Origin of the sequence: Amycolatopsis alba DSM 44262, assembly GCF_000384215.1 — a bacterium.
GTDB lineage: Bacteria > Actinomycetota > Actinomycetes > Mycobacteriales > Pseudonocardiaceae > Amycolatopsis > Amycolatopsis alba.
Map to the genome: position 1 here is coordinate 4,150,746 of NZ_KB913032.1, position 23,643 is coordinate 4,174,388.

The 23,643-nt window shown below is 69.6% G+C and carries 25 protein-coding genes; 13 read left to right on the forward strand and 12 right to left on the reverse strand.

What is annotated here, in order from left to right:
• Positions 1-38: 38 nt before the first annotated feature.
• Positions 39-1,250, reverse strand: coding sequence for an amidohydrolase family protein (locus AMYAL_RS0119735; protein ID WP_020633027.1), 1,212 nt, complete (start codon positions 1,248-1,250; stop codon positions 39-41).
• Between the two features lie 156 nt (positions 1,251-1,406).
• On the opposite strand from AMYAL_RS0119735, the gene AMYAL_RS0119740 reads away from it, so the two are divergent.
• Both AMYAL_RS0119740 and AMYAL_RS0119745 read left to right on the forward strand, forming a co-directional pair.
• Complete coding sequence (locus tag AMYAL_RS0119740; protein WP_020633028.1) at positions 1,407-2,282, forward strand: trypsin-like serine peptidase; 876 nt, start codon at positions 1,407-1,409, stop codon at positions 2,280-2,282.
• 77 nt (positions 2,283-2,359) lie between these two features.
• Complete coding sequence (locus AMYAL_RS0119745; protein WP_020633029.1) at positions 2,360-2,920, forward strand: dihydrofolate reductase family protein; 561 nt, start codon at positions 2,360-2,362, stop codon at positions 2,918-2,920.
• On the opposite strand, the gene AMYAL_RS46005 is transcribed toward AMYAL_RS0119745, so the two are convergent.
• From AMYAL_RS46005 to AMYAL_RS0119760, 4 genes are read right to left on the reverse strand one after another with little or no spacing between them, the layout of a single operon-like run.
• Entirely contained in the window at positions 2,886-3,506 is a 621-nt protein-coding gene (locus AMYAL_RS46005; protein ID WP_245192969.1) for a MerR family transcriptional regulator, read from the reverse strand. The genes AMYAL_RS0119745 and AMYAL_RS46005 overlap by 35 nt on opposite strands.
• 32 nt (positions 3,507-3,538) lie before the next feature.
• Positions 3,539-3,832 (reverse strand): hypothetical protein, encoded by a 294-nt coding sequence (locus AMYAL_RS50350; protein WP_020633030.1) that lies wholly within the window; start codon positions 3,830-3,832, stop codon positions 3,539-3,541.
• Entirely contained in the window at positions 3,829-4,371 is a 543-nt protein-coding gene (locus AMYAL_RS46010; RefSeq protein WP_020633031.1) for an alpha/beta fold hydrolase, read from the reverse strand. Before AMYAL_RS46010 ends, AMYAL_RS50350 begins: the two co-directional genes overlap by 4 nt.
• Positions 4,372-4,405: 34 nt before the next feature.
• Positions 4,406-5,005: a TetR/AcrR family transcriptional regulator gene (locus tag AMYAL_RS0119760; protein WP_084702134.1), complete on the reverse strand. Its 600-nt coding sequence runs from the start codon at positions 5,003-5,005 to the stop codon at positions 4,406-4,408.
• 27 nt (positions 5,006-5,032) lie between these two features.
• On the opposite strand from AMYAL_RS0119760, the gene AMYAL_RS0119765 reads away from it, so the two are divergent.
• From AMYAL_RS0119765 to AMYAL_RS0119780, 4 genes are all read left to right on the forward strand, one after another.
• A complete protein-coding gene (locus AMYAL_RS0119765; protein WP_020633033.1) occupies positions 5,033-5,728 on the forward strand; it encodes an SDR family oxidoreductase in 696 nt (231 codons plus the stop codon).
• Positions 5,729-5,856: 128 nt separating this feature from the next.
• Entirely contained in the window at positions 5,857-6,060 is a 204-nt protein-coding gene (locus AMYAL_RS0119770) for a cold-shock protein (protein ID WP_005149851.1), read from the forward strand.
• Positions 6,061-6,279: 219 nt separating this feature from the next.
• Positions 6,280-7,509 (forward strand): lipase family protein, encoded by a 1,230-nt coding sequence (locus AMYAL_RS0119775; protein WP_026467256.1) that lies wholly within the window; start codon positions 6,280-6,282, stop codon positions 7,507-7,509.
• 75 nt (positions 7,510-7,584) lie between these two features.
• The gene (locus AMYAL_RS0119780) at positions 7,585-8,229 is read left to right on the forward strand and encodes a GNAT family N-acetyltransferase (RefSeq protein WP_020633035.1); all 645 of its coding nucleotides are present in this window, start codon (positions 7,585-7,587) and stop codon (positions 8,227-8,229) included.
• Here the strand turns inward: AMYAL_RS0119780 and AMYAL_RS0119785 are convergent.
• Both AMYAL_RS0119785 and AMYAL_RS0119790 read right to left on the reverse strand, forming a co-directional pair.
• Entirely contained in the window at positions 8,219-8,866 is a 648-nt protein-coding gene (locus AMYAL_RS0119785) for a response regulator (RefSeq protein WP_020633036.1), read from the reverse strand. The two genes, AMYAL_RS0119780 and AMYAL_RS0119785, sit on opposite strands and share 11 nt — an antisense overlap.
• Positions 8,863-10,065: a sensor histidine kinase gene (locus AMYAL_RS0119790; protein WP_020633037.1), complete on the reverse strand. Its 1,203-nt coding sequence runs from the start codon at positions 10,063-10,065 to the stop codon at positions 8,863-8,865. The genes AMYAL_RS0119785 and AMYAL_RS0119790 overlap by 4 nt, the downstream gene beginning before the upstream one ends.
• Before the next feature lie 138 nt (positions 10,066-10,203).
• Between AMYAL_RS0119790 and AMYAL_RS0119795 the strand changes: the two genes are divergently transcribed.
• A complete protein-coding gene (locus AMYAL_RS0119795; protein ID WP_026467257.1) occupies positions 10,204-11,292 on the forward strand; it encodes an alpha/beta hydrolase family protein in 1,089 nt (362 codons plus the stop codon).
• Here AMYAL_RS0119795 and AMYAL_RS0119800 read toward each other — a convergent pair.
• Complete coding sequence (locus AMYAL_RS0119800; RefSeq protein WP_020633039.1) at positions 11,289-12,245, reverse strand: SDR family NAD(P)-dependent oxidoreductase; 957 nt, start codon at positions 12,243-12,245, stop codon at positions 11,289-11,291. The two genes, AMYAL_RS0119795 and AMYAL_RS0119800, sit on opposite strands and share 4 nt — an antisense overlap.
• A 55-nt stretch (positions 12,246-12,300) precedes the next feature.
• On the opposite strand from AMYAL_RS0119800, the gene AMYAL_RS0119805 reads away from it, so the two are divergent.
• Both AMYAL_RS0119805 and AMYAL_RS0119810 read left to right on the forward strand, forming a co-directional pair.
• Complete coding sequence (locus AMYAL_RS0119805; protein ID WP_020633040.1) at positions 12,301-12,693, forward strand: MerR family transcriptional regulator; 393 nt, start codon at positions 12,301-12,303, stop codon at positions 12,691-12,693.
• 111 nt (positions 12,694-12,804) lie between these two features.
• On the forward strand, positions 12,805-13,791 hold the full coding sequence (locus AMYAL_RS0119810; protein ID WP_020633041.1) for an MCE family protein: 987 nt from the start codon (positions 12,805-12,807) through the stop codon (positions 13,789-13,791).
• 702 nt (positions 13,792-14,493) lie between these two features.
• Here the strand turns inward: AMYAL_RS0119810 and AMYAL_RS0119815 are convergent.
• On the reverse strand, positions 14,494-14,916 hold the full coding sequence (locus AMYAL_RS0119815; protein ID WP_020633042.1) for a hypothetical protein: 423 nt from the start codon (positions 14,914-14,916) through the stop codon (positions 14,494-14,496).
• Positions 14,909-15,274 (reverse strand): hypothetical protein, encoded by a 366-nt coding sequence (locus AMYAL_RS0119820; protein WP_020633043.1) that lies wholly within the window; start codon positions 15,272-15,274, stop codon positions 14,909-14,911. The genes AMYAL_RS0119815 and AMYAL_RS0119820 overlap by 8 nt, the downstream gene beginning before the upstream one ends.
• A gap of 426 nt (positions 15,275-15,700) precedes the next feature.
• Between AMYAL_RS0119820 and lanKC the strand changes: the two genes are divergently transcribed.
• The 4 genes from lanKC (at position 15,701) to AMYAL_RS0119840 (ending at position 21,952) form a co-directional block, all read left to right on the forward strand.
• Complete coding sequence (lanKC, locus tag AMYAL_RS0119825; protein WP_020633044.1) at positions 15,701-18,253, forward strand: class III lanthionine synthetase LanKC; 2,553 nt, start codon at positions 15,701-15,703, stop codon at positions 18,251-18,253.
• 39 nt (positions 18,254-18,292) lie between these two features.
• Positions 18,293-18,439 carry a SapB/AmfS family lanthipeptide gene (locus AMYAL_RS49265; RefSeq protein ID WP_093976479.1) on the forward strand — a complete coding sequence of 49 codons (147 nt, stop codon included), beginning with the start codon at positions 18,293-18,295 and terminating at the stop codon, positions 18,437-18,439.
• 112 nt (positions 18,440-18,551) lie between these two features.
• Entirely contained in the window at positions 18,552-20,219 is a 1,668-nt protein-coding gene (locus AMYAL_RS0119835; RefSeq protein WP_020633046.1) for an ABC transporter ATP-binding protein, read from the forward strand.
• Positions 20,216-21,952 (forward strand): ABC transporter ATP-binding protein, encoded by a 1,737-nt coding sequence (locus AMYAL_RS0119840; protein WP_020633047.1) that lies wholly within the window; start codon positions 20,216-20,218, stop codon positions 21,950-21,952. The genes AMYAL_RS0119835 and AMYAL_RS0119840 overlap by 4 nt, the downstream gene beginning before the upstream one ends.
• On the opposite strand, the gene AMYAL_RS0119845 is transcribed toward AMYAL_RS0119840, so the two are convergent.
• Positions 21,908-22,327 carry an acyl-CoA thioesterase gene (locus tag AMYAL_RS0119845; protein ID WP_020633048.1) on the reverse strand — a complete coding sequence of 140 codons (420 nt, stop codon included), beginning with the start codon at positions 22,325-22,327 and terminating at the stop codon, positions 21,908-21,910. The genes AMYAL_RS0119840 and AMYAL_RS0119845 overlap by 45 nt on opposite strands.
• Positions 22,321-23,607 carry a hydroxyacid-oxoacid transhydrogenase gene (locus tag AMYAL_RS0119850; RefSeq protein ID WP_020633049.1) on the reverse strand — a complete coding sequence of 429 codons (1,287 nt, stop codon included), beginning with the start codon at positions 23,605-23,607 and terminating at the stop codon, positions 22,321-22,323. The genes AMYAL_RS0119845 and AMYAL_RS0119850 overlap by 7 nt, the downstream gene beginning before the upstream one ends.
• Positions 23,608-23,643 lie beyond the last annotated feature (36 nt).

A 23,643-nucleotide genomic window follows, 5' to 3' on the forward strand; every position in this document is an offset into this window, starting at 1 on the left:
CCAGATTTCAGATGTTGACATCATCTGAAATGACCGTATCAGAGCCGCACCACCGACAGGCCGTCCGCCACGACGACGCCGTCGTGCAGCACCGTGCGGTCCTTGCCGCGGTCCATCACCGCGCTCGTCGGGGTTTCGCCGTCCACCAGCAGCAGGTCGGCGCGGTCGCCGACGGCCACACCGGGACGGTCGGCGATACCGGCCAGCCGCGGGACGTCGTGGCTCATGATCGAGGCGCCGCCCATCGTCGCGACGGCCAGTGCCATCTCGATCAGGTCGTCGCGGCGGAAGCCGTGCGTGAAGGCCAGCTGCCAGGTGCGGTCGAGCAGATCGCAGTTGCCGTACGGGCTCCAGTAGTCCCGCTGGCCGTCCTCGCCGAGACCGACGCGCACGCCCGCGGTCGTGAGGTCCGCCAAGGACAGCTGCCCGTCGACGGACGGCGCGACGGTCGCCATCGCGATGTCCAGTTCCGCGAACGTGTCGATCAGGCGGCGGCTCACCGATTCCGAGACCGAGCCCAGCTCGTACGCGTGCGACATGGTCACCTTGCCGCGCATGTCCAGCGCGCGGACCCGCTCGATCACCAGGTCGGTGGAAAAAACGCCGAGGTGCCCCGGTTCGTGCAAGTGGATGTCCACCTCGACGCCGTACTTCTCGGCAAGGCCGAACACGACGTCGAGGTGTCCCTTGGGGTCCTTGTCGAGCGAGCACGGATCGATCCCGCCGACCACCGTGGCGCCCGAGCGCAGCGAGGCCTCCAGTACGTCCACGGTGCCGGGTTCGCGCAGGATCCCGGCTTGCGGGAACGCCATCACTTCGACGTCCGCGTGCCCGGCGAAGCGTTCCTTCGCGGCGAGGACGGCGTCGAGCTTTTCCAGCCGGCAGTCGACGTCCACCTGTGCGTAGGTGCGCACCCGCGTCGTGCCGTTGGCGATCATCCGCTCCAGCGTCCCGGCGACGCGCTCGGGCAGCGGCACCTCGGCGTCGCGCCAGTTCTCGCGGTCGTTCAGCATCATCGCCCACACGCCCGGCGCGCCGGTGTGCGGCCGGAACGGCAGGCCGATCCTGGTCGAGTCCAGATGGACGTGCACGTCGCTGAACGACGGGAACAGCAGCCGTCCGCGCCCGTCGACCGTGTCGGACGCCGGCGCGGCGGTGGGATCGTGTGGTCGCACCGCGGCGATCCGGCCTTCCGCCACTTCGACGTCACTGTGCTGTCCACCCCACGGGCGAACGTTCCGGATCAACACAGAGGGCACCTTTCTCGACGGGGCCTCGAAGCGACCCACTTTGGTATACCAAATGGACCGAGCGTGGGCAACGCGGAGTGATCATGGTCAACCTCCCTGCCGCCGGGACGTCCACTGTGTATGGACTTGAAGCAAGCAGTTCGCCGGGTCGTTGCCTTGTCAGCCGTTCTCGGCGCCGCGACGGTGGCGGTGGCCGCACCGGCGTCCGCTGCCGATGACCAGGTGGTGACCACGGTGAGCGAGGCCGACCGGGCGGCGGCGCTGGCCCATTGGACGCCGGAGCGGATGAGTCAGTGGGTGGGCGAGGAGGACCTGCCGCCCGCCGAGAAGATCGGCCGCGAATGGGAGGGGCCGGTGCCCTCGGGGGTCGGGCGGCTGTTCTTCACCGCCGAGCCCGGTGTCGACGGATCCTGCACGGCGACGGTGGTCCCCAGTGCCAGCAAGGATGTCGCCTTCACCGCCGGGCACTGCGTGAACGGCGGGCTGGACCGGTTCGACAATCCGATCAAGATCGTGAACGTCGTGTTCGTGCCGGGCTACGACCACGGCAAAGCGCCGCACGGGGTGTTCGCGGCCCGGTCCTTCGCCTGGGCCGGCACGTACTCGGGGCCGATGAGCGGGTCGGACGACGACGCGGTGCTCGCCCTCGACCCGGTCGACGGCCGGCACGTCGCGGACGTCGCGGGCACCCAGGACATCTCGTTCGAGGAGCTTCCGTCCACCGTGGACACGACCATGCTCGGCTACCCCGTTTCGAAGGCGGCCGGCGGTGAGGCGTTGTTCTCCTGCGTGCGGCCCGCCACGCTCGAAAAGAACTCGGTCAGCACGACGTGGAACACCGATTGCGACCTGGCGGGCGGCTCCAGCGGCGGTCCATGGCTGCGGAATTTCGATCCCGCCACCGGAAAGGGCACCATCTTCAGCGTCACGAGCCGGGGAACGATGACCGAGGACGGCGTGACCACGGACCTGAGCGGCGCCGCTTTCACGGAGCCCGTGCGGAAGCTGTACGAGCGAGCCGGGGAACTCTGAGCGACGCCCGGTGTCGAGAAGGCCGGATCGGCTCCGACTCCTCCTCCGAAAGCATCGGAAGAGAAGGAGGCCTTGTGATGAGCAAGGTGGTGCTGGATGTGTCGATGTCGATGGACGGCTTCACCGCCGGCCCGGACGTCCGGGCCGAAGAGCCCATGGGCGACGGAGGCGAACGGCTGCACGAGTGGATGGCCGGGGACGGAGCCGACGCCCGCGCCTTCGAGGAGGTGAACGCGAGGGTCGGGGCCACCGTCATCGGGCGCCGCACCTTCGACCTCGGTCTGCGCCCGTGGGGCGGGACGCCTTGGCCCGGTGTCCCGAGCTTCGTCGTCACCCATCGGACCAGGGAAGACCTCCTCGGTGACAACGGCGGGACGTTCGCCTTCGACGGGCTGGAGGCCGCTGTCCGGCGTGCCGAAGCCGCCGCCGGGGACAAGGACGTCCTGGTGCTGGGCGCGGACGTCGCCGGGCAACTGCTCGGCGCGGGCCTGCTCGACGAGGTCCACCTCCATCTCGCCCCCGTGGTGCTGGGGCGGGGGACCGGGCTGTTCGCCGGTCACCTGGGCGAGCTGATCCCGCAGGGCACGCCTGTCGCGGGGATCGCTACTCACCTGCGCTTTCGCGTCCGCGCGCGGTGAGTGAGCTCGTCGACGACGCGTTGCCACGCCGGTGACGCCTCCGAGATCCGGGAAACGACCAGCTCGCGGTACCCGGACCGGCCACCGTCCTGTTCGTGCCGGATCTCCCAGGCGTCCAGGTCGTCGATGAGCCGGTCCAGGCGCGGGTCGCGCGGGTCCCAGCCGACGGCCTGATCACAGGCGAGGTAGACCCGCGACGTTCGCTGATCCCCAGGCCGCGCATCCGGTCCAGGAGGGCGACCACCTCGGGAGGCAGGACGAGCCGTTCCCCGCCGGTCAGGTCGGCGATCCGGAGGCGGTTCTCGGTGAGCCTGTCGATCTTGCGCCGCAGCTCGGCGTCGATGTCGGTGATGGCGGCGGCGAACTCCTCGGGCCGCGCGTGCAGCAGCGCGTCGACGCGGGCCAAAGGCACCCCGACGTCGGCGAGGGTCCTGATCCGGATGAGATCCACCGCCGCCTGCGCGCTGTACCGCCGGTAGCCGGAGGCGTCGCGTCCGGGCTCGGGCAGCAGGCCGACGTGGTGGTAGTGGCGGACGGTGCGCACGGTCACGCCGGCGGTCGCCGCGAGCTGGCCGATCGTGAGCACCCGTCCTCCTGGTCCCGGAAACACGGCCGAGTCTAGGAGCGGTCCACGACGTCGCGGATCGCCTGGACCACGGCGTCGGGGCGGTCGAAGCAGAGCCGGTGGTGGAGCGTGCCGGTGAGGACGCGCTGCTCCCCGCGGGAGAACCGGCCCACCACGGCCGCATCCAGCTTTGTCTTGGCGTCGTCGAGCTCGGAGGACGGGGTGCCGACGACGGTGAGCGCGACGACCGGGACGTCGGGCAGGTCCGGCCCGGCTCGCAGTTCGGCGGCGAGGGCGACCAGCCCGGTGCGCTCGGCGGCACCGGCGCGGAGCCAGTCTTCGCTCACTTTCGCCTCGACCAGGGCTTCGCCACGTCTTCCGGATAGGCCGTGCGCAGCTCGGCATACATCTCGCGAAGGGCAAGGCGGTCCGGATCGGGCGCAGTCCGCTCGGCCTCGGCCAGGCTCGCCGCGGGCGGCATGAAGTCGTCCCAAGCAGGGTGGAGGGCGTCCAGGAAGACCAGCCCGGCGACGTCGTGCGGGTAGAGCTGCGCGAACCGGTGCGCGTAGAGGCCGCCGAGGGAATGCGCCGCCAGCACGTAAGGGGCGGCGATGCCCTGGGTGAGCAGCAGTTCGCGCAGTTCGGCGGCGACCGCGGTGGCGGTGCGCGGCAGCGGCAGGGGAGCGCTGTAGCCCGTGCTGCCGCGGTCGTAGACCACGGCGGTGGTGAACCGCGAAACCTCCTGCTGGACACCGAAGTAGTCCAGGCCGACCGCGCTCGCGCCCGGCAGGAACACGACGGCCGGACCGCCGTCGCCCGACCGGTGCACGAAAAGGCGGCGGCCGTCGATCTCCTGGAACCCGCCGACGGGTGGGGTGTTCGTCATGCGGCAAGGCTCCGGCCCTGACGCAGGGTCAAGGTCAAGCCCGCGTGCGAAGTCCGTCGACGAGGATCGACAGCAGCCGCTGCCCTCGCGCGTCGATTTCGGCTTCCTCCAGCCGTGACAGCCAGCTGATGAGCACGATGACGTCCCGTGCTTCGGCGTCGGGCCGGATGCTGCCGTCCGAGCGCCCGGCGGCCAGCAGCAGCTCCACCGCCTCGCCGATCGGCCCGAGGCTGTGGGCGGCGAGGTCGCGCCAGGTGGCCGCCTCGACGGCCGCGAACACGTCGCGTTTGACCCTCGCGTAGGCGGCCACCCGGTCGAACCACGCCGCCAGCGCGTCCAGCGGCCGGTGTGCCTCCAGCAGCCGCGAAGCCGCGGTGACCAGGTCTTCCACCTCGCGGCGGTACACCTCGACGAGGAGGTCCTCGCGGGTCGGGAAGTGCCGGTACAGCGTGCCCTGGCCGATGCCGCAGGCCTTCGCGACGGCGTTGAGCTTGAGCTCGCCCGGTTCGCGCACGAGATCACGTGCCGCTCGCAGGATCCGTTCTCGGTTGCGCTGGGCGTCGGCGCGCAGTGTGCCGCCGCTCTCGGCAGAAGCGGACACGTGTCCGCTAGGGTGGTCGGGGTAACCGGACATGTGTCCACTCTAGGCGGAGGAAGTCGCATGACCCTTCACGGCAAGGTCGTCGCCATCACCGGAGCCAGCAGCGGGATCGGCGAGGCCGCCGCCCGGCACCTCGCCTCGCTCGGCGTGTCCGTCGTCCTCGGCGCCCGCCGCACCGACCGGCTGGACCGGCTGGTCGCCGAGATCGGGGCCGACGGCGGTGAGGCGGCCGCCACCCGCGTGGACGTCACCGATCCCGGCGACCTCAAAACGCTGGTCGACGTCGCTCTCGAGCGCTTCGGCCGCTTGGACGTCTTCGTAGGCAACGCGGGCATCGCCAAGCTCGGCCCGCTCGCCGACCTGGACGTCGAGAACTGGGCGGCGATGGTCGACGTGAACCTCAAGGGGATCCTGCACGGCATCGCGGCCGCCCTGCCGGTGTTCCGGCAGCAGGGCGGCGGCCATTTCGTGACCGTCGTCTCGACGGCGGGCCTGCGGATCGTCCCCACCCAGGCGGTGTACGCCGGGACGAAGAACGCGGTCCGCACCCTCCTGGAGGGCCTGCGGCAGGAGAACACCGACGGGACGCTGCGGACGACGTCGATCTCACCCGGCTACGTCCGCACCGAGCTCATCGAAGACACCAGCCTCGGGATCGACCCGGCGGCGGTCGCGAGGGCGATCGCCTTCGCGATCGACCAGCCCGACGACGTCGAGATCGGCGATCTGACCATCCGGCCGACTCGCCAAGGGTGACGTTGACCTGGGGATTTGTACTAATTTGGGACGGCGACGTGTGTTCCGGCGCGACACCTGCGAGAATGACAAGTGAGATCGGGGCATCGAATGGGCTCAGACTCGCTATGAAGAGCAGGTAAAAAAGTATGGCTCAGGGCAGCGTTAAGTGGTTCAACGGCGAAAAGGGCTTCGGCTTCATCGCTCAGGACGACGGCGGACCGGACGTTTTCGTGCACTACTCGGAGATCCAGGGCAGCGGCTTCAAGTCCCTGGACGAAGGGCAGCGCGTTGAGTTCGAGATCGGCCAAGGTCAGAAGGGCCCGCAGGCCCAGCGCGTCGTCGCCATCTGACTTTTCTCCACCTCGAAGGCCCCCATCCTCTCCGGATGGGGGCCTTCGGGCGTTTGAGGGGCGGGTCACCCGGCGGCGTGTGACAAAAACGCCGAAACCCGTGCTCAGCGAGCTGACAAGGCCCGGAATCGCTGGTTGACGGCCTGCCCGCCTGCCTCCACTGTGGGCTTCTCTCGCCGGTCCGGCGAGAGGAACCCGAGCTCATCAGTGGAGTTCAGCATGCGCTTTTCCGCCCGGCCTGCCCTGCTGTCCAGCGCGGTGACCGCCGGTCTCGTCGCCGCCCTGCTGTCCTTCGGGGCCGCGCCCGCCGGCGCCGATCCCGGCTTCTACGAGCCGCCGTCACCGCTTCCATCCGGTGCCGACGGCGACGTGCTCAAGACGCTGCCGTCGCGGTTCAACGGCGCCAAGTCGACCAGGGTCATGTACCTGAGCAGGGATACCGCGAATCGCGCCATCCCGGTGACTGGAACGGTTCTGGTACCCGACAAGGCGTGGACCGGGCCGGGGCAGCGGCCGATCGTGGCGTACGCGCCGTTCACCGCCGGGATGGGTGATCAATGCGCGCCCTCGAAGGCGCTGGCGGGCGAAGGCGGCGACCTGGTCTCGTCGTTCCAGAGCTCCTTCGTGAGCTCCCTGCTGGACAAGGGCTTCGCGGTCGCCCAGACCGACTACCAGGGACTCGGGACGCCGGGCGAGCACACGTATGTGGTGCGGGAGGCCGAAGCGCACGTGGTGCTCGACGTCCTGCGGGCGGCCCAGCGACTGCCCGGCGCCGGACTTTCGGCCGCGTCGCCCGTGGGCATCGCGGGCTACTCGGAAGGCGGCGGCGCCTCGGCCTCGGCTGTCGAGCTGGCGCCCGCGTACGCTCCCGAGCTCGATCTGAAGGGCGCCTACGTCGGAGCGGCTCCCGCGGACAAGGCGGTCCTCGCGAAGAGCCTCGACGGCGGGATGTACGTCGGATTCCTGGGCTACTCGCTGATCGGCCTGGACGCGGCCTATCCGGAAGCCGGGATCCTGGACCTGGCCAACGACGCCGGTAAACAGCTCTTCGCCGAGGCGCGCACCACCTGCACGCTGGACGGCGTCCTCAAGTACATGTACCGGAGCACCGGTCAGCTGACCAAGGACGGGCGGCCGGTCTCGGCCTACCTGGAACAAGAACCCTTCCGGGGGATCGTCGCGGCCAACCGCGTCGGGACGCTCAAGCCCGCGGCGCCGGTGCTGGTCGAACATGTGCCCAACGACGACGTCATCCCGTCGGGTATCGGCAAGCAGCTCGGCAAGGACTGGTGCGCCAAGGGGGCGAACGTGCGGTTCCAGGACATCCCGTCGCTGAGCCCGATCTTCACCCACGTCCTGGGCATCAACGGCGCCCAGGGTGACGCGGCGAACTGGCTGGCCGAGCGGTTCGCCGGGAAGCCCGCGCCGGGGAACTGCGGCCAGTTCTAGACGACGGGCCCAGGACGCCGGGCCGGGCGGCTACCGATATCGTCAAGGGATGCTTGTGATCGTTCGTGAGCACCCGTGCGGCCGGACGCGGTGAGCCGCTCCGCCCTCGAGCCGGAGCAGGTCGGGCGGAAGGTGCGGTTGCGCGAGGTCGGCCTCCGGGACCGGCGGGTCTTGATGGGCTTCGATCGTGACATGGCCCGCGAGGCGTCGACGCTGATCGGCGGCGGTCACCGGCACTGGGCCTCGCACCGTTCGGGTTCCGCGGGCGACGACATCCACTTCGGCATCGAGACGGTCCGCGGCCGGATGCTGGTCGGGTCGGTCTGCACCATCGGCGCCGACCCGGTGACCGGCCGGTTCGGTTACGGCATCGGGATCGCCCCTCGCCACCAGCGCTGCGGATACGCCGCGGACGCCATCACCGTTCTCCTGGCGCATATGTTCGAGCAACGCGGCTTCCGCAAATGCGAGGTCACCGTGTACGGCGGCAACCTGGCGTCGCTTTCGCTGCACGCCGGCCTCGGCTTCCGCGAGGAAGGCAGGCTGCGCGACACCGAAGTGGTGCGCGGCGAGATCAAGTACCTGGTACGGATGGGCATCACGGTGGAGGAGTTCGCCGCACGTCCCGCCGAAGCCCCCGCCGACCTCGGCGGACGCGGCCAGCACCGGCGGCCCCGCCGCGGCAAGCACTGGCGCGCGCCCGCCGCGGTCAGCGGCTGAGCATCCCGGACTCGTAGGCGAAGACGACGGCCTGCACGCGGTCGCGGAGGCCGAGTTTCGTCAGGATGCGGCCGACGTGGGTCTTCACCGTCCCCGGCGACAGGTACAGCTTCTCGGCGATCTCGGCGTTGGACAGGCCGCGGGCCAGCTGCCGCAGTACCTCGTTTTCGCGCCCGGTGAGCAGGGCGAGCCTTTCGTCGGAAGCCGAGGCGGGCAGGCCGGTGACGACGCGGTCGAGCAGCCGCCGGGTGACGGTGGGCGCCAGCGTGGCCTCACCGGCGGCGACGACGCGGACGCCGGAGAGCAGGTCCGGCGCCAGCGCGTCCTTGAGCAGGAAGCCGCTGGCCCCCGCCTGGAGCGCGGCGTAGACGTACTCGTCCAGATCGAAGGTGGTCAGCACCAGGACACGGGCGCGATGGGCCGCGGCGATCGCGACGGTGGCCTCGACGCCGTCCATCTCGGGCATCCGGATGTCCATGAGCACGACGTCGGGATCGAGGTCCGCCACCAGCCCGACGGCCTCCGCGCCGTCGCCTGCCTCGCCGACGACGTCGATGTCGTCCGCGTTCTCCAGGATCATCCGCAGGCCGGTGCGCACGAGCGCCTGGTCGTCGGCGATCACCACCCGGATCGTCATGACGGCAGGGTCGCGCGGACGGCGAAACCGCGGTCCGGCCGCGATCCCGCTTCGAAGGTGCCGCCCAGTACGTTCACTCGTTCCCGCATCCCTTCGAGGCCGTGCCCGGTGCAGGACGGCGGTTCCGCCGCGACGCCGTCGTCGGTCACCTCGATCTCCAGTGCCACCGGCCCGTATCGCATCACGATAGTCACCGACGCGTCCGGGCCGGCGTGCTTCAGTACGTTCGTCAGCGCCTCCTGCACGATCCGGTACGCCGCGAGGTCCACTGTGGACGGAAGCGGCCGCGGTTCCCCTTCGACCAGGAACTCGACCGGCGTGCCCGCGGACCGGACGTCGGCGACCAGCCGCGGCAGCCGTTCCGCACCGGGCCGCGGTTCCCAGTCCGGCTCGTCCTGGCCGAGCGCCCCGAGCAGCCGCCGGATCTCGCTCAACGCGGTCCGCCCGGTGCCGACGACGGCGTCCATCGCCTCACGTGCTCGCTCGGGCCGCCGGTCCATTTCCGCCTGGGCGCCTTGGGCTTGCAGCACCATCACGGAAAGGGAGTGCGCGACGACGTCGTGCAGTTCGCGGCTGATCCGGCCGCGTTCGGCGGCCACGGCCAGCGCGGCCTGGGTGTCGCGCTCGCGTTCGAGATCGGCGGCGCGCTGCTCCAGCACCGACAGGCGGATCCGGCGCTGCCGCGTGTTCAGCCCGGCCAGCCACGCCACCGCGAGCGACAGCCCGATGCCGGGGAAACCGCCCCAGTCCTGCACTTGCCTGTGGTCGGTGTCGACGTCGAAGGGCGCCAACGGGTCGATGATGATGATCCGCGGCGGTGGCGGTCCCGGTTCCCGCGAATTCGCCTGGGAGGCATGGAACGTCCACGCTCCCGCGACGAGCAGCCCTGCCGCCAGCAGCGTCACGGAGAGCCGCCGCGATCCCCATGCCGCGACGGAGAAGAGGCCGATCAACGGCACCACGTCGACCGGGCGGAGATCGTTGCCCATGGCCAGGTGGAGGAGTGACACGGCCATCCCGGCCGAAAAGGTGATCAGCGGATTGCGATGGCGGACCAGCAAGGAAGCCAGACCCGCCAAGGAAGTCAGCCACCACTCCAGACCTTCCGGATCATCGGCAGAGACCACAGTGGACAGTCCGATGAGTACGGTCAGCCCGACGTCGACGGCCCTGGGGTGGCTTCTGAGGTTGACCAGCACCAGCCGAGCGTAATCCCCGATCGGACGCAGCGGATCCGCCTCACGGCAGACATCGGGATACGACCTGCGGCAGACGCGCGAATACGCCGCCCGGTCCCAGGCTGGGGAACGGAAGATCCTCGACAGAACGGAACGCTCATGAGAAGGCTTCTCGTCGCAGTGGCGGTCATCGCCGGCCTGGTGTCCCTCGCGAGCCCGGCTTCGGCCGTCCCGCGGCTGACGTTGCCGCCGCCGACCGGCTCCTATCCCGTCGGTTCCACCGACCTGCACCTGGTCGACCGGGCGCGCAAGGACCCCTGGGTGCCGACGGGGCCACGAGAGCTGATGGTGTCGATGTTCTACCCGGCGCTGCTGCCGGTCGGCCCGAAACGGCCGTATCTCACCTTGGCCGAGGCCAAGATGTTCCTGGCCGGATCGGGCCTGCCCGACATCGACCCCGCACGGGTCGCCGGGATCCGGACCAGCGCACGGGTCGACGCCCCGCCCTTGCCGGGGAAGCGCGCGCTGGTCGTCCTGTCACCGGGGTTCAACAAGCCGCGCACCACACTCACCGGGCTGGCGGAAGAACTGGCGAGCAAGGGTTTCGTCGTCGCGGTGGTCGGCCACAACTACGAGGCTTTCGCCACCGGCTTCCCCGACGGGCACGTCACCGACTGCGTCGCGTGCGGGTCGGACTCGAAGCTGCTCCCGCCGGTGCGCGCCGCGGACGTCTCGTTCCTTCTCGACACGCTGACCAGTGCTTCGTCGCCGTGGTCCCGGCTGATCGACCGGACGCGGATCGGCATGGCCGGGCATTCCATCGGCGGGTACAGCACGCCGACGGCGATGGTCGCCGACCAGCGGATCCGGGCGGGCGCCGATCTGGACGGCAGGCTGTGGTCGCCGATCCCCGCGTCCGGGATCGACCGGCCGTTCCTGTTGCTCGGCCGCGAAAGCGAGTACACCCCGGCCGGTCCGGACACGACCTGGGCCGCCAACTGGCCGAACCTCACCGGCTGGAAACGCTGGATCAGCGTCGCCGCGGCCGCGCATCCGTCCTTCACCGATGTCGGCGTACTCGGTGAACAGCTCGGCTTGAGGGAACCCGGTGTGCTCGACGGCGCGCGCGGAATGCAGCTGACCAGGGCGTATGTCTCGGCGTTCTTCGACAAGCACCTGTACGGCGGGCGTCAGCCGCTGCTGGACGGGCCGGTGGCGGGCAACCCCGAGATCAAGTTCTGGAACTAGCCCAAGGAGACACCGGTGAGGTCGTCGGACAGCTTCCACAGCCGCGCGGCCTCACCGGCGTCGATCGCGTAGGGGCGCACGCCGACCCACTCGCCTTCTTCCTCGGCGATCTCGGCGACGTCGCAGTCCTCGCAGTACAGCCCGCCCAGTCCGTCGAGCGACGGTGACGTCGCCGCCCAGACCTGGGTGGCCGCGCCCTGCTCAGGCGACTTGAAATCCGGGTCGGCCTGGTTGCCGTGCTCGTCGATCCAGCCACGCTCGACCATCTCCTCCGGCCGCAGATGCCGCTGCAGGGGAGTGAGGATCGCGCCCGGATGCAGGCTGAACGCGCGGATCCCGTGTCCGGCGCCGAGCTTGTCCAGGTGCACTGCGAACAGCACGTTCGCCGTTTTGGCCTGGCCGTAGGCGAGCCACCGGTCGTAACCGCGCTCGAAGTGGACGTCGTGCCAGCGCATCGGCGAGGAATGGTGGCCGGAGGAGGCGACCGTGACGACACGGGCACCGCCGGACGCCGTCAGCGCGGGCCAAAGACGGCTCACCAGGGCGTGGTGGCCGAGGTGGCAGATCGCGAAATGCGACTCCCAGCCGCGGCCGACCCGTCGTTCCGGCGCGGCCATGATCCCGGCGCCGGCGATCAGCAGGTCGATCGAGCGTCCCGTGTCGAGGAACCGGTGGGCGAAGGCCTCGACGCTTGTCAGGTCGGCGAGGTCGAGCTCGCCGACCTCGGTGCCGGAGATCCCGGCGAGGGCCGCTTCCGCGTCGGCGGGACGGCGGGCGGGGACGACGACGTGCGCGCCGGCGTTCGCCAGCGCACGGGTGGTTTCCAGGCCCAGCCCCGAATATCCGCCGGTGACGAGTGCGAGCTTGCCCGAAAGGTCGATCCCGTCCAAGACCTCCGCGGCGGTGCTGCGCGCGTCGAAGCCGGACCCGATCTTGTGCTGTGAGGTGATCATGCGGCGAACGGTAGGAGCTAGAGGGCTCTCTAGGTCAACAGCTAGGGTCGTCCGCGTGACGGAACTCGCGATCGGCCAGGTCACCGACCGGACGGGCCTCAGCGTGCACGCCCTTCGCTTCTACGAGAAGGAAGGGCTGCTCGCGGCACCGGTGAAGCGGGACACGAACGGCCGTCGCGTGTACACCGAGTACGACGTCGAATGGCTGGTGAACTGCACGAAGTTCCGGGCGTCCGGAATGCCGCTCGCCACGATCCGCGAGTTCGCCGAACTCGTCCGGCAGGGGCCGGGCAACGAGGAAAAGCGGCTGGGACTGCTACGGGCGCATCAGGACACCGTCCGCGACCGGATCGCCGAACTGGCCGACTGCCTGGAGCTGATCAGCCGGAAGGTCGAGGTCTACGAAGAACATGTCGCGCGGGGAACGGCGGACGCGCTCTGGCGCTGATCGAATGTCCTTAATGGACATTCGACAGTACCCGATCGGTGCAACGTTTCGCCTGGCAAGGGACGCGAACGGCCCCTAGAGTTTGCCGCTCGTGACCTGCGAGGTGAGGCGATGCGATCCTTCGGCGCGGTGGATCCGGTCAAGATGGCGCTCGCCGGGCTCACCACGATGGCTCTCGGGATGGCGGCGGCGCTCAACGCCGACGCCCTGCCGGTGATCGGCGGCGGCACGACGTATTCCGCGGAATTCTCCGACGCGGGCGGGCTTCGCGCGGACAACGACGTCCGGATCGCCGGGGTGAAGGTCGGCAAGGTGTCCGAGATCGACCTCGAAGGCGATCGCGTGCTCGTCTCTTTCCGGGTGAAGGACGCCTGGCTCGGCGACGCCACGAGCGCGTCCATCCGGATCAAGAACGTCCTGGGGCAGAAGTATCTGGCGCTGGACCCGCGCGGCGAAGCGATCCTCGACCCCGGCGACGCGATCCCGCTGCGGCGGACCACCGCGCCATACGATGTCCTTGAAGCGTTTCGGGATCTGTCGAAGACCGTCGACGCCATCGATGTCGATCAGCTCGCCAAGAGTTTCGACGCGATCTCGGCCACCTTCGCCGATACTCCCGCCGATGTCCGCGCCGCGCTCGACGGCGTCTCGAAGCTGTCCGGCACCATCGCCTCACGCGACCGGCAACTCCGGACGTTGGTGGCGAACACGCGACAGGTCTCGCAGACCCTCGTCGACCGCGACACCGAGGTCCAGCGGCTGATCCAGGACGGCAACGCCCTGCTGCGCGCGATCTCCACCCGGCAGCAGGCGATCAAGGATCTGCTCGACGGCTCGAAACGGCTCGCGACCGCCCTCGACGGCATCATCGTCGACAACGACGGGCAACTCGGGCCGGTGCTCGAACAACTCGACCGGCTGACGTCGATGCTGCAGCGCAACCAGGATTCGCTGGCCAAGGGGATCGCCGCGTTCGCCCCGGCGATCCGGGTGCTCACCAACGTCGCGGGCAACGGGCACTGGATCGACGGCTACCTGTGCGGGCTGATCCTGCCCTCGTTCGGCCCGCTCAACGAAAAGGGCTGCTTCGAGAAGTGAGCGGAAGGGGCGCCGGTGGCCGTTCGGTCGGGCTGGTCGTGAGTGGCGATTCGGGTTAGCGCGGACCAGCATTTGCCTACCTACGCCTGACCTGCGCGAGGGTGGCGGTTCCGCGGCTGTCGGCTCGACGGTGAAGGAATCAGGACGTTCAACGTCCTGATTCCTTCACCGTCACGGGGGTCGCCCGGTCTCGGATCTTGATCAAGGTCGTGCCGGTCATGTCCGGAAACTTCCCCCGTGGACCACACCCGCATCAGCACAAGCTCGACCCGGCACCGAGACGAAGCAGGCCGAGCGTGGAGGATTCCGGACGTTCAACGTCCTGAATCCTCCACACTCGACCGCCAGTCGCACCAGTGGGGTAATACCGGTCCGTTATTGAGGGGTAAGTCAGATGTGTCCTGGCAGGCGGCGAGTCCGTGAAGGCATCCTTCGCGTCAAGCCCTGCCGGGTTCTCTGGTGCCCTTGGCCGCACTTCGGGATGTCTCAAAGGGGGCCTTCAGGACGGTGAACGTCCCACAGGGGGCCTTCGAGACACGGCGCCCGAGTCGCCCGATCCCAGGTCGCCCCGAATGTGGCATTGGGGACACTCAACGTCCCCAATGCCACATTCGGCGCACACCCCAACGACACGACACGTTTGCCTTACCCCTCAATAGAGCCCGAATCGCCACTCACGACCAGCCGCACCGACGCCGTCCGTCAGGGCTTGGTGCGCCGCAACCAGAACAACCCGATCACCGGCAGCACCAGCGGGATGAAGAGATAGCCCTGTCCGTACACCGACCACACGGTGGCGTGCGGGAAGGCCTCGCGGTCGAAGAGGCTGAACGTGCCGACGGTCAGCACACCGAGCAGTTCGATCCCGCAGGCGGCCAGCGCGATCCGCCACCAGCCCGCGCCGCGGCGGGCCAGCGCCACGGTGGCCAGTAGATAAACCACGGCCGCGAACGCGGAGAGTATGTAGGCCAGCGGAGCTTCCTGGTACTTGGTGCTGATCTGCACGGCGGCGCGCGATGTCGCCGCCAGCGCGAAGATCGCGTACACCGCGACCAGGATCCGTCCGGGGCCGGAGGTCTTGTCCGGGTGGGTGTCCACCGTCTTCTCCTCGGTTTCTTCAGGCACTGGCGCCCGCCCAGACCTCGTGCAGCCGGAGCACCATCACCGGGATGGCGAGGCAGGCGATCCCGAGGATCGCGGTGCTCGACCGGGTCCGTTCGGCCAAGGCCCAGAACGTCCCGAGCGGCAGCACGACCAGGCTGCCGATCAGGTAGGCGAGATAGGTGGCCATGCTGCCCGGACGGTCGCCGCCGAGCAGCAGCACGACACCGATCACGAGCTGGGCCACCAGGAGGAGTTCGACGACGGCGAGGCCGGTCAGCAAGGCGTTGTCGGGGAGTTTTTTACGCACGGACTGCACGAAACTCCACACCGCGACCAGCGACGCGCAGATCGCGACGGTCACCGCGAAGCCTGTGATCACGCCCGCCTCCTTACCTGCTCCACCGGCGACAACGTACCTCCGGGCCGATCATCGCCGACGGGCGACCGGTGACGGGCGTGGCGGGCACCACGGAACGAGCAGTGGTCCAGACCTCGGGTGAATAGATCACGAAGCGCGCCGGGTTGGCGCTCTGTCAATTCCCCGGTGCCTGATTGTGATCGGCGGCGCTACCTGGGATTACGTCGCAGGTACGTTCCTGTTACACACCGACCGGGTGGTTGAAAACAGAGTTGATCTCACGCTGGGTACCCTTACCATTCGGTAGGTTTCGAATTCACGTCCCTGAACAGCCCATCCGAACCCCCGGTATGGCGGATTGGCCGTTTGCTTTCCGGCGGGTGGAATATTCTCCATCGCGATGGTGCACATGGCCCATCCGATTGGTGCCGAAGGAGGGGGCGCTCGATGGACGTCCGGTACGAAGCATATTGCTTCGCCGATCCGCTGTTCTTCGATGAGCAGCAGGAAACCGGGAACGCCGCCGACGATTTCGCCTCCCTGTTGCCCGCTCCCGAGTCGGGCTGGCGCACCGGGGTGCGCGGAGTGTGGCGGATGCTGCACCCTGTTGCTCGGAACCTTCCCTTGCAGGGCTGGAAAATCCATGTGTCGGCCGGGCTGGGCAACGCTGAGCGAGTGCTCGCGAAGGTGCACGAGCATTGTCTTGAGCACACGCTGTCCTACAAGCACCTGCGTTCGCGGAGCACACTGCTGGCCAGAAATTCCAAATACGCTCCGCGTGACGGGAGTGGCAAGTTACTGACTCTTTATCCAGCTGACAACAACGAGCTCGAGCGCGTTCTCGTCGAGCTGTCCGTGAAGCTCGACGGGGAGCCCGGCGCCTACATTCTCAGTGATCTTCGATACGGTGCCGGTCCGCTCTACGTCCGTTATGGCGGATTCGCAGAGCAATGGGTCGAACTCGACGGAAAACGTGTCCTCGCGGTGCGCAAACCGGACGGAACCTTGGTTCCGGACAAGCGCGAGCCGACCTTCTCCGTACCTGACTGGGTGACGATTCCGGAGTTCCTCGCGCCTCATCTCGCGGCTCGCAAGAGCGGCGGAGTGGATCAGTTCCCCTATCGGGTGAAAAGTTCACTGCACTTCTCCAACGGTGGCGGCGTGTACCTCGCCGACCGGAACGCCGACGACGAGCGCGTGGTCCTGAAGGAGGCCAGGCCGTTCGCCGGCCTGGACCGCGACGAGATCGACGCCGTCGAACGCCTCCGCCGCGAGCACGAGGTGCTGGAGCGGCTGAAGGGTGTCGACGGCATCCCCGCCGCCTTCGAGCGCTTCACCGTCTGGGAGCACCACTTCCTGGCGATGGAGTACATGCCGGGCATCTCGCTCGGCAACTGGCTCGCCCGCAACTACCCGCTCACCCGGCGGGACACCACCGAGGCCGACATCGCCGCGTACACCGAACGCGCGCTGGCGCTGGTCGGGCGGGTGGAGAAGATGGTCGGCGACGTGCACGGCCGCGGGATCGTCTTCGGCGACCTGCATTCGCTGAACATCCTGGTCGACGGGGACGAAAAGGACGACACGGCGGTCTCGCTGATCGACTTCGAGATGGCGTCCGACGTCGAAAGCGGCGACCGGCCCGCGCTCGGCGCGCCAGGGTTCCGCGCCCCCCGCGACCGGAACGGGTTCGAGGTCGACGAGTACGCGCTGGCCGTCCTGAAGCTGTGGATCTTCCTGCCGCTCACCACGCTCCTGGAGCTCGCCCCGGCGAAGCTGCGCGGGCTCGCGGACTTCGTCCAGAAGCGCTTCGCCGTCCCGGAGGGCTACGCCGACTCGATCGTCGCGGAGCTCGCGCCCCGGAACATCCCGCCGCTGACCAGCGCCACCGAGCTGGACCAGGGCAAACCGGACTGGGCGCTGGTGCGCAAGCAGATCACCGAGGCGATCCTCGCCAGCGCGACCCCCGAGCGCACCGACCGGCTCTTCCCCGGCGACATCGAACAGTTCCGTGTCGGCGGGGCGTGCTTCGGCTACGGCGCGGCAGGCGTCCTCCACACCCTGAACACGGTCGGCGGCGAGCGTCACCCCGGCCACGAACGCTGGCTGCTGGACTCGATCCGTCGCGATCCGCCGGGACGACCGGGGTTCTACGACGGCTCGTACGGGATCGCGTACGTCCTCGAAGAGCTCGGCTACCGCGACGAGGCCACCAAATTGCTGGCGGCGTCGGCGACCCTGGTCGAGCAGACCACCGACCACGGCCTGGAAGGCGGCCTGTCCGGGATCGGGCTCACGCAGCTGCACTTCGCGGTGGCCCGCAAGGACAACGAGTTCGGCAGGCAGGCGCTCACGACCGCCGTCCGGCTCGCCGAAGCCCTCGAGATCGCCGACCCGCCCGGTGACTTCGCCAGGGCAGGACTGCTCAACGGCTGGTCCGGTCCGGCACTGCTGTTCGTCCGGCTGTTCGAGCGCACCCGCGAAGAGGGCTGGCTGTCCTTCGCCGACCAGGCGCTGGAGCGGGACATCGAGGAGTGCGTCGAGTCCGACGACGGCTCGCTTCAGGTCCGCGACGGTGAGACCCGGACGCTGCCCTACGTGGGTGTCGGCAGCGCCGGAATCCTGATGGTCGCCGAGGAGCTGGCGAAGTACCGCCCGGACGCGAAGGCGCTGAAGAGCCTTCCCGGCCTGCGTGAAGCTTGCCGCGGCGAGTTCGTCATCCATCCCGGCTTGCTGTTCGGCAGGGGCGGGCTGATGACCGCGCTGGCCATGGGCGCCGAACCGGACCGGCGCGCCCGCGACGCCATCGACCTGCATCTTTCCCGGCTGGCCTGGTACGCGGTGCCGTACAAGGGCGGCCTGGCGTTCCCCGGCAACCAGCTGCTGCGGCTGTCGATGGACGTCGTCACCGGCGGCGCGGGTGTTCTGCTCGCCCTCGCCGCGACCCTGGACGGGAAGGCCGCGCTGCCTTTCCTGTCCTCCAGAACTGCCGTCCATTGAGGACGGCGGACCAAGAGATAACTAGTGAAAGGGAACACCATGGAACTGGTTCTCGACCTGCAGGCCCTGGAAGCCCCCGAGGTTCTCGACGGTGGCCACGGCGGCGGCGGGCACGGCGGCGGCAGCAACCTGAGCCTGCTCGCGTCCTGCGCGAACAGCACCATCAGCCTGCTGACCTGCCACTGATCACGGTCTGATCGATGAAGGGCGCGGGAGCGGCACAGGCCAAGTGCGCCGCTCCCGCGCCCTCATTTTGCCTTCTGCTTCGTCTCGATGGGATCACGTTGTAAGGAGTGGGATGGCGGGTTCAGCCGATCGGCTGCTGGTCGAGGTGACCGCGCTCGACCGCCCCCGCCTGGTCGCGCTGGTGCTCAGCGCGCTCGCCGGGACGGCGTCGGGACTGCTCCTGCCAGGAGCGCTCGCGGCCGCCGTCGACGCCGTCGTGGCCGGACGTCCCAGCTTCCCCGAAGTCTCCTGGCTGCTCTCGCTCGGGATCGTCGAGATCCTCGTCGGACTGATCGGCGGGATCCTTTCCGCGCGGATGACCAGTTCCGCGACGGCCTGGCTGCGCCGTCGGCTGGCCGATCGTCATCTCGCGCTCGGTACCCGTTCGACATTCGCCGACGGTGACGCGATCAGCAGGCTCACCGGTGACTGCACCGGCGCCGGACTGGTCGCCTCGGTCGTCGTCCAGCTCGGGTCGACCACGCTGATCTCCGGCGGATCCGTCGTCCTGCTCGCGCTGATGGACTGGCGGCTCGCGCTCGTCTTCCTCGGCAGCATCCCGTTCGGACTGATGCTGGCGCGCACCCATCTGAAGAACACCGCCGACGACGTCCTGACCTATCAGGAGGTTTCCGGCGAACTGGCGGCGAGGATGGTCGACGCCGTCGCCGGGCTCCGCACGATCGCCGCGTCGGGCACCGCCGACCGCGAGGCCGAACGCGTGCTGCGGCCGCTGCCGAAACTGAGCCTCGCCGGCCGCGGGATGTGGCGTACGCAGGCCAGGATGGTGTGGCGTTCCGGGCTGCTGCTGCCCGCGGCGGAACTCGCGGTGCTCGCCGCCGCCGGTTTCGGCGTGCTGGAGGGCAGGCTGACCGTCGGACAGGTCCTCGCCGCGCTCGGCTACGTCGCGCTCGGCATGGGCCTGGTCACCCAGATTCCTTTGCTCACCACACTTTCCCGCGCGCGGTCGTGTGCGCGGCGGATCAACGAGGTGCTGGACTCGCCGGTCCCGGAACCGGGCGACCTCAGCATCGTCCCCGGCCGGGGCACGCTCGAACTGCGCGAGGTCACCGTCGAAGGCGCGTTGCGGGACGTCGACCTGCTCGTCCGAGGCGGCCGCTTCACCGCGGTCGTCGGGCGGTCCGGTTCGGGGAAGTCCGCGCTGGTCAACGTCCTCGGCGGCCTGCTGACCCCGGACGAGGGGACGGCGACGCTCGACGGCCGCCCGCTGGAGCGGCTGCGGCCTTACGAACTCCGTGCGGTCGTCGGGTTCGCCTTCGAACGGCCCGCACTGCACGGCGCGACCATCGGCGACGCCGTCGGGTACGGCTCGTGGGCCGGTGAGGCCGCCGTGCGGGGCGCCTGCCGGTCCGCACAGGTCGACGACCTCATCGTCCGGCTGCCGGACGGGTACCGGACGCCGCTTTCGGAGACGCCGCTGTCCGGCGGGGAGGCGCAGCGGATCGGACTGGCGCGCGCGATCGCGCACGCGCCGAGGGTGCTCATCCTCGACGACGCCACCGCCAGCCTCGACACGGTCACCGAAGCCGCCGTCGAAGAAGCGATCGAACGCACCCTGCCCGGCAGGACACGGGTGGTGGTGACCCATCGCGCGGCCACCGCGGCGCGGGCGGACATGGTGGTGTGGATGGAAGACGGCCGGGTCCGCGCGGTCGGCCCGCACGGGCAGTTGTGGCGGAACCCGGTCTACCAGGCTGTTTTCACCGAGGGCGCGCAGTGAGCGTCTGGGGGCTTTACCGCTCGGCGCTGGCCGGGCAGTGGCGAGGCGGGCTGGTCCTGCTGGCCTGCTCCGTACTGGAGAGCGCGCCCGCGTTCTTGTCCGGTCGCCTGGTCGAACTCGCGGTTGACGAGGGGTTTGCCGCGGGTCGGCCAGGCACCGGACTGCGTTGGCTCGCGGTCTTCGGGCTGGTCGCCGTGCTCGGGGCGTTCGGTTCACGGCTGGTGTGGCATCAGCTCGGCAAGGTCGTCGAGCCGTTGCGAGACGCGCTGGTGACGGCGGTCGTCCGCGGGGTCCTGCACGATCCGGCGCCACCGCGGAACCAGCCGGACGCCAGCGGTGTCGCCCGCATCACCCAGCACGTCGAGGTGGTCCGCGACGCCACGGCCGGGTTGCTGGTGCAGGCGCGCGGGATGATCGTGACGACGGTGGCGGCGCTGGCCGGGTTGTTCACCGTCGCCGGTTCGCTGGCGCTGATCGTCGCGATCCCGGTGGTGGTCGCGGTCGTCGTGTTCGCCTGCCTGCTCCCGTCGCTGGCCCGCCGCCAGCGGGCGCTCGCGCTGGCCGACGAGCGGACCGCCGAGGTCGCCGGGGCGACACTGTCCGGCATGCGCGACATCGTCGCGTGCGGCGCCGAACCCCTGGCCGCGCTCGATCTCTACGACGCCATCGACACACAGGCCAAGGCGGCGGTCCGGGTGGCGAGGTCCGGGGCGGCGCGGGCGGTGGTGATCGCCGCAGGCGGGTTCGTGCCGCTGCTGCTGGCGTTGCTGGTGGCGCCGGGGCTGGTCAAGGACGGCGTGCTCACCGCCGGGGCCGCGCTCGGCGCGCTCGTCTACCTGGCGACGACGATGCAACCGGCGTTGCGGGGGCTGGGCGCGACCGCGAGCACCGTGGTGCTGAGGCTGATCGTCGCGTTGCGACGGCTGGCGGAGACCGCGCAGGCCGAGCCGGAGGCCGACGGCACCGCCGAACCCGACGGGACCGCGATCTACGTGCGCGACTTGACCTTCAGCTGGGGCGCGGCGGCGGAACCGGTGGTGCGCGGTCTCGACCTGCATCTGCGGCCCGGTGAGCGGCTGGCGGTGGTGGGACCGAGCGGAATCGGCAAGTCGACACTGGCCGGGCTCCTCACCGGGATGCTCGAACCGCAGGCAGGCCGGGTGCTGCTCGGCGGGGTCCCGGTCCGGGAGATCCCGGCGGCGCTACGGCACCGGCTGGTCGCGCTGATCCCGCAGGAGGCCTACGTCTTCGCGGGGTCCGTGCGGGACAATGTAGGCCTGTTCGCGCAGACCGCGATGGACGGTGAACTGCTGGCGGCGGTGACGGCCGTCGGCGCGGAACCGCTGGTCACCCGGCTGGGCGGGCTCGACGGCGAGATCGGGCACGGCACGTTGTCCGCCGGTGAGGCGCAGCTGATCGCGCTCGCGCGGGTGTACGCGAGCGACGCGGACGTCATCGTCCTCGACGAGGCGACGTCGCATCTCGACCCGCCCGCCGAAGCCCGCGCGGAACGGGCGTTCGCCGAACGGGGCGGGGTGCTGGTGGTGATCGCGCACCGGCTGACATCGGCGTTGCGCGCGGACCGGGTCCTGGTGATGGACGGCAAGGAAACGGCGCTGGGCACCCACCTCGAACTCATGGACCGGTCCACGCGCTACGCCCAGCTCATGCACGCATGGTCGCCGCGGCTACCCCAGCCCAGCGCGCAGTTCTTCCAGCGCGCCCCTGAGTAGACCCTCGACGGGAACCGGGCGCCGGGACTCTCGATCGACGAAGACGTGCACGAAACGCCCCTCCGCGATCACCGTCTCCTTCGAGTACATCCCGACCTCGTAGCGGACGCTGGACCGGCCGAGGTGGCCCACCCGCAGTCCGACCTCGAGTTCTCCGGGGAACGACACCGAAGCGTGGTACTTGCACTGCGATTCCACGCACAGCCCGATGACGCCGCCGGTCTCGATGTCGAGCCCGCCGCGTTCGATCAGCCACGTGTTGATCACGGTGTCCATCACCGAATAGTGGACGACGTTGTTGACGTGCCCGTAGACGTCGTTGTCCTTCCACCGCAGCGGAACCGTCTGCCAGTGCGGGTACTCGGCGTTCACCACAGCGTCACCGAATCCCGCAGGATCCCGGCGAGGTCCTCTTCGGACGCCTCACGCGGCGCCGTCGCCAGCAGCCGTTGCTGTTTCACCGTGCCGGAAACCAGTGAGTCTACATCGGACTCGGCGTAGCCGACGGCGCCGATGCCGTTGGGGATCCCGATCTCCCGCATGATCTGCCGCAGCACCGCGGGCAGGTGGTCGCGCAGATCGCCCGGCCATTCGTAGTCCGGCGCGAGCAGCCTGGCCACCCGCTCGTGCCGGTCCGGGGCGGCGTCGAAGGTGAACCGGAACGCCGCGGGCGCGGTCAGCGAGACCGCCATCCCGTGCGGCACCATCGCTTCCTCACCCGGATACCCGGACGGATGAAAGTCCCGGACCTGCCCGGCGATCGGATACGCGTTGGCATGCGGGATGTGCACGCCGGCGTTGCCGAAGCCGAGCCCGGCGAACGTCGCCGCGAGCGCCATCGCCTCGCGCGCCTTCAGGTCCGAGCCGTCCCGCACAGCCGCGGGCAGCGCCCACGACAGCAGCCGCAGCGACTGCTCGGCGAACATGTCGGCCAGCGGATTCGAGCCACAGTAAGGAACCCGGTCCTCGGGTCGCTTCCGGTCGAACTCGGTGTACGGCTTGGCGGTGTAGCTTTCCGCGGCATGGCAAAGGATGTCCATCCCGCTCGCGGCGGTGACCTCCGGCGGCTGCGACACGGTCAGCCTCGGGTCGACCACGGCGAGGCTCGGCCGCAGCCGGAGATGGCTGATGCCGCTCTTCACTCGCAGTGACAACACGTCCAGCACGCAGACCGTGGTGCTCTCCGAGCCGGTCCCGGTGGTGGTCGGCACCGCGACCAGCGGTTTCAGCGGCGCGCTCGGCGCCCGGCCGCCGCCGACCGGGGCGTTGACGTAGTCCAGCAGGTCGCCGTCGTTGCTGGTCAGCAGGTTTACCGCCTTGGCGGTGTCGATGGCCGATCCGCCACCGACGGCGACGAAGGCGTCCCACTCGCCCTGCCCGCGGGCGAAGTCGACGGCCTTCCGCATGCTGACGTCGGTCGGCTCGACATGCACGCCGTCGAAGACGACCGCTTCAATGCCGTACGTCTCGATGCCTTCGGCGATCCGTTGTGGCCAGCCCGTGGCGGCGACGTCGGCGTCGGTCAGGACGAGTACCCGGCGGGCGCCGTACTGCGTGAGGTCGTAGCCGATCTCATCACTCGATCCGGTGCCGTATTTCAAGGCCGGGGCCCCGTAAGTGAAAACAGTTTCACGTCCGGCGGTGGCTGAGGTCACGTTTTCGTGCTCCCTTGCTCGAACACGTTCCGATAT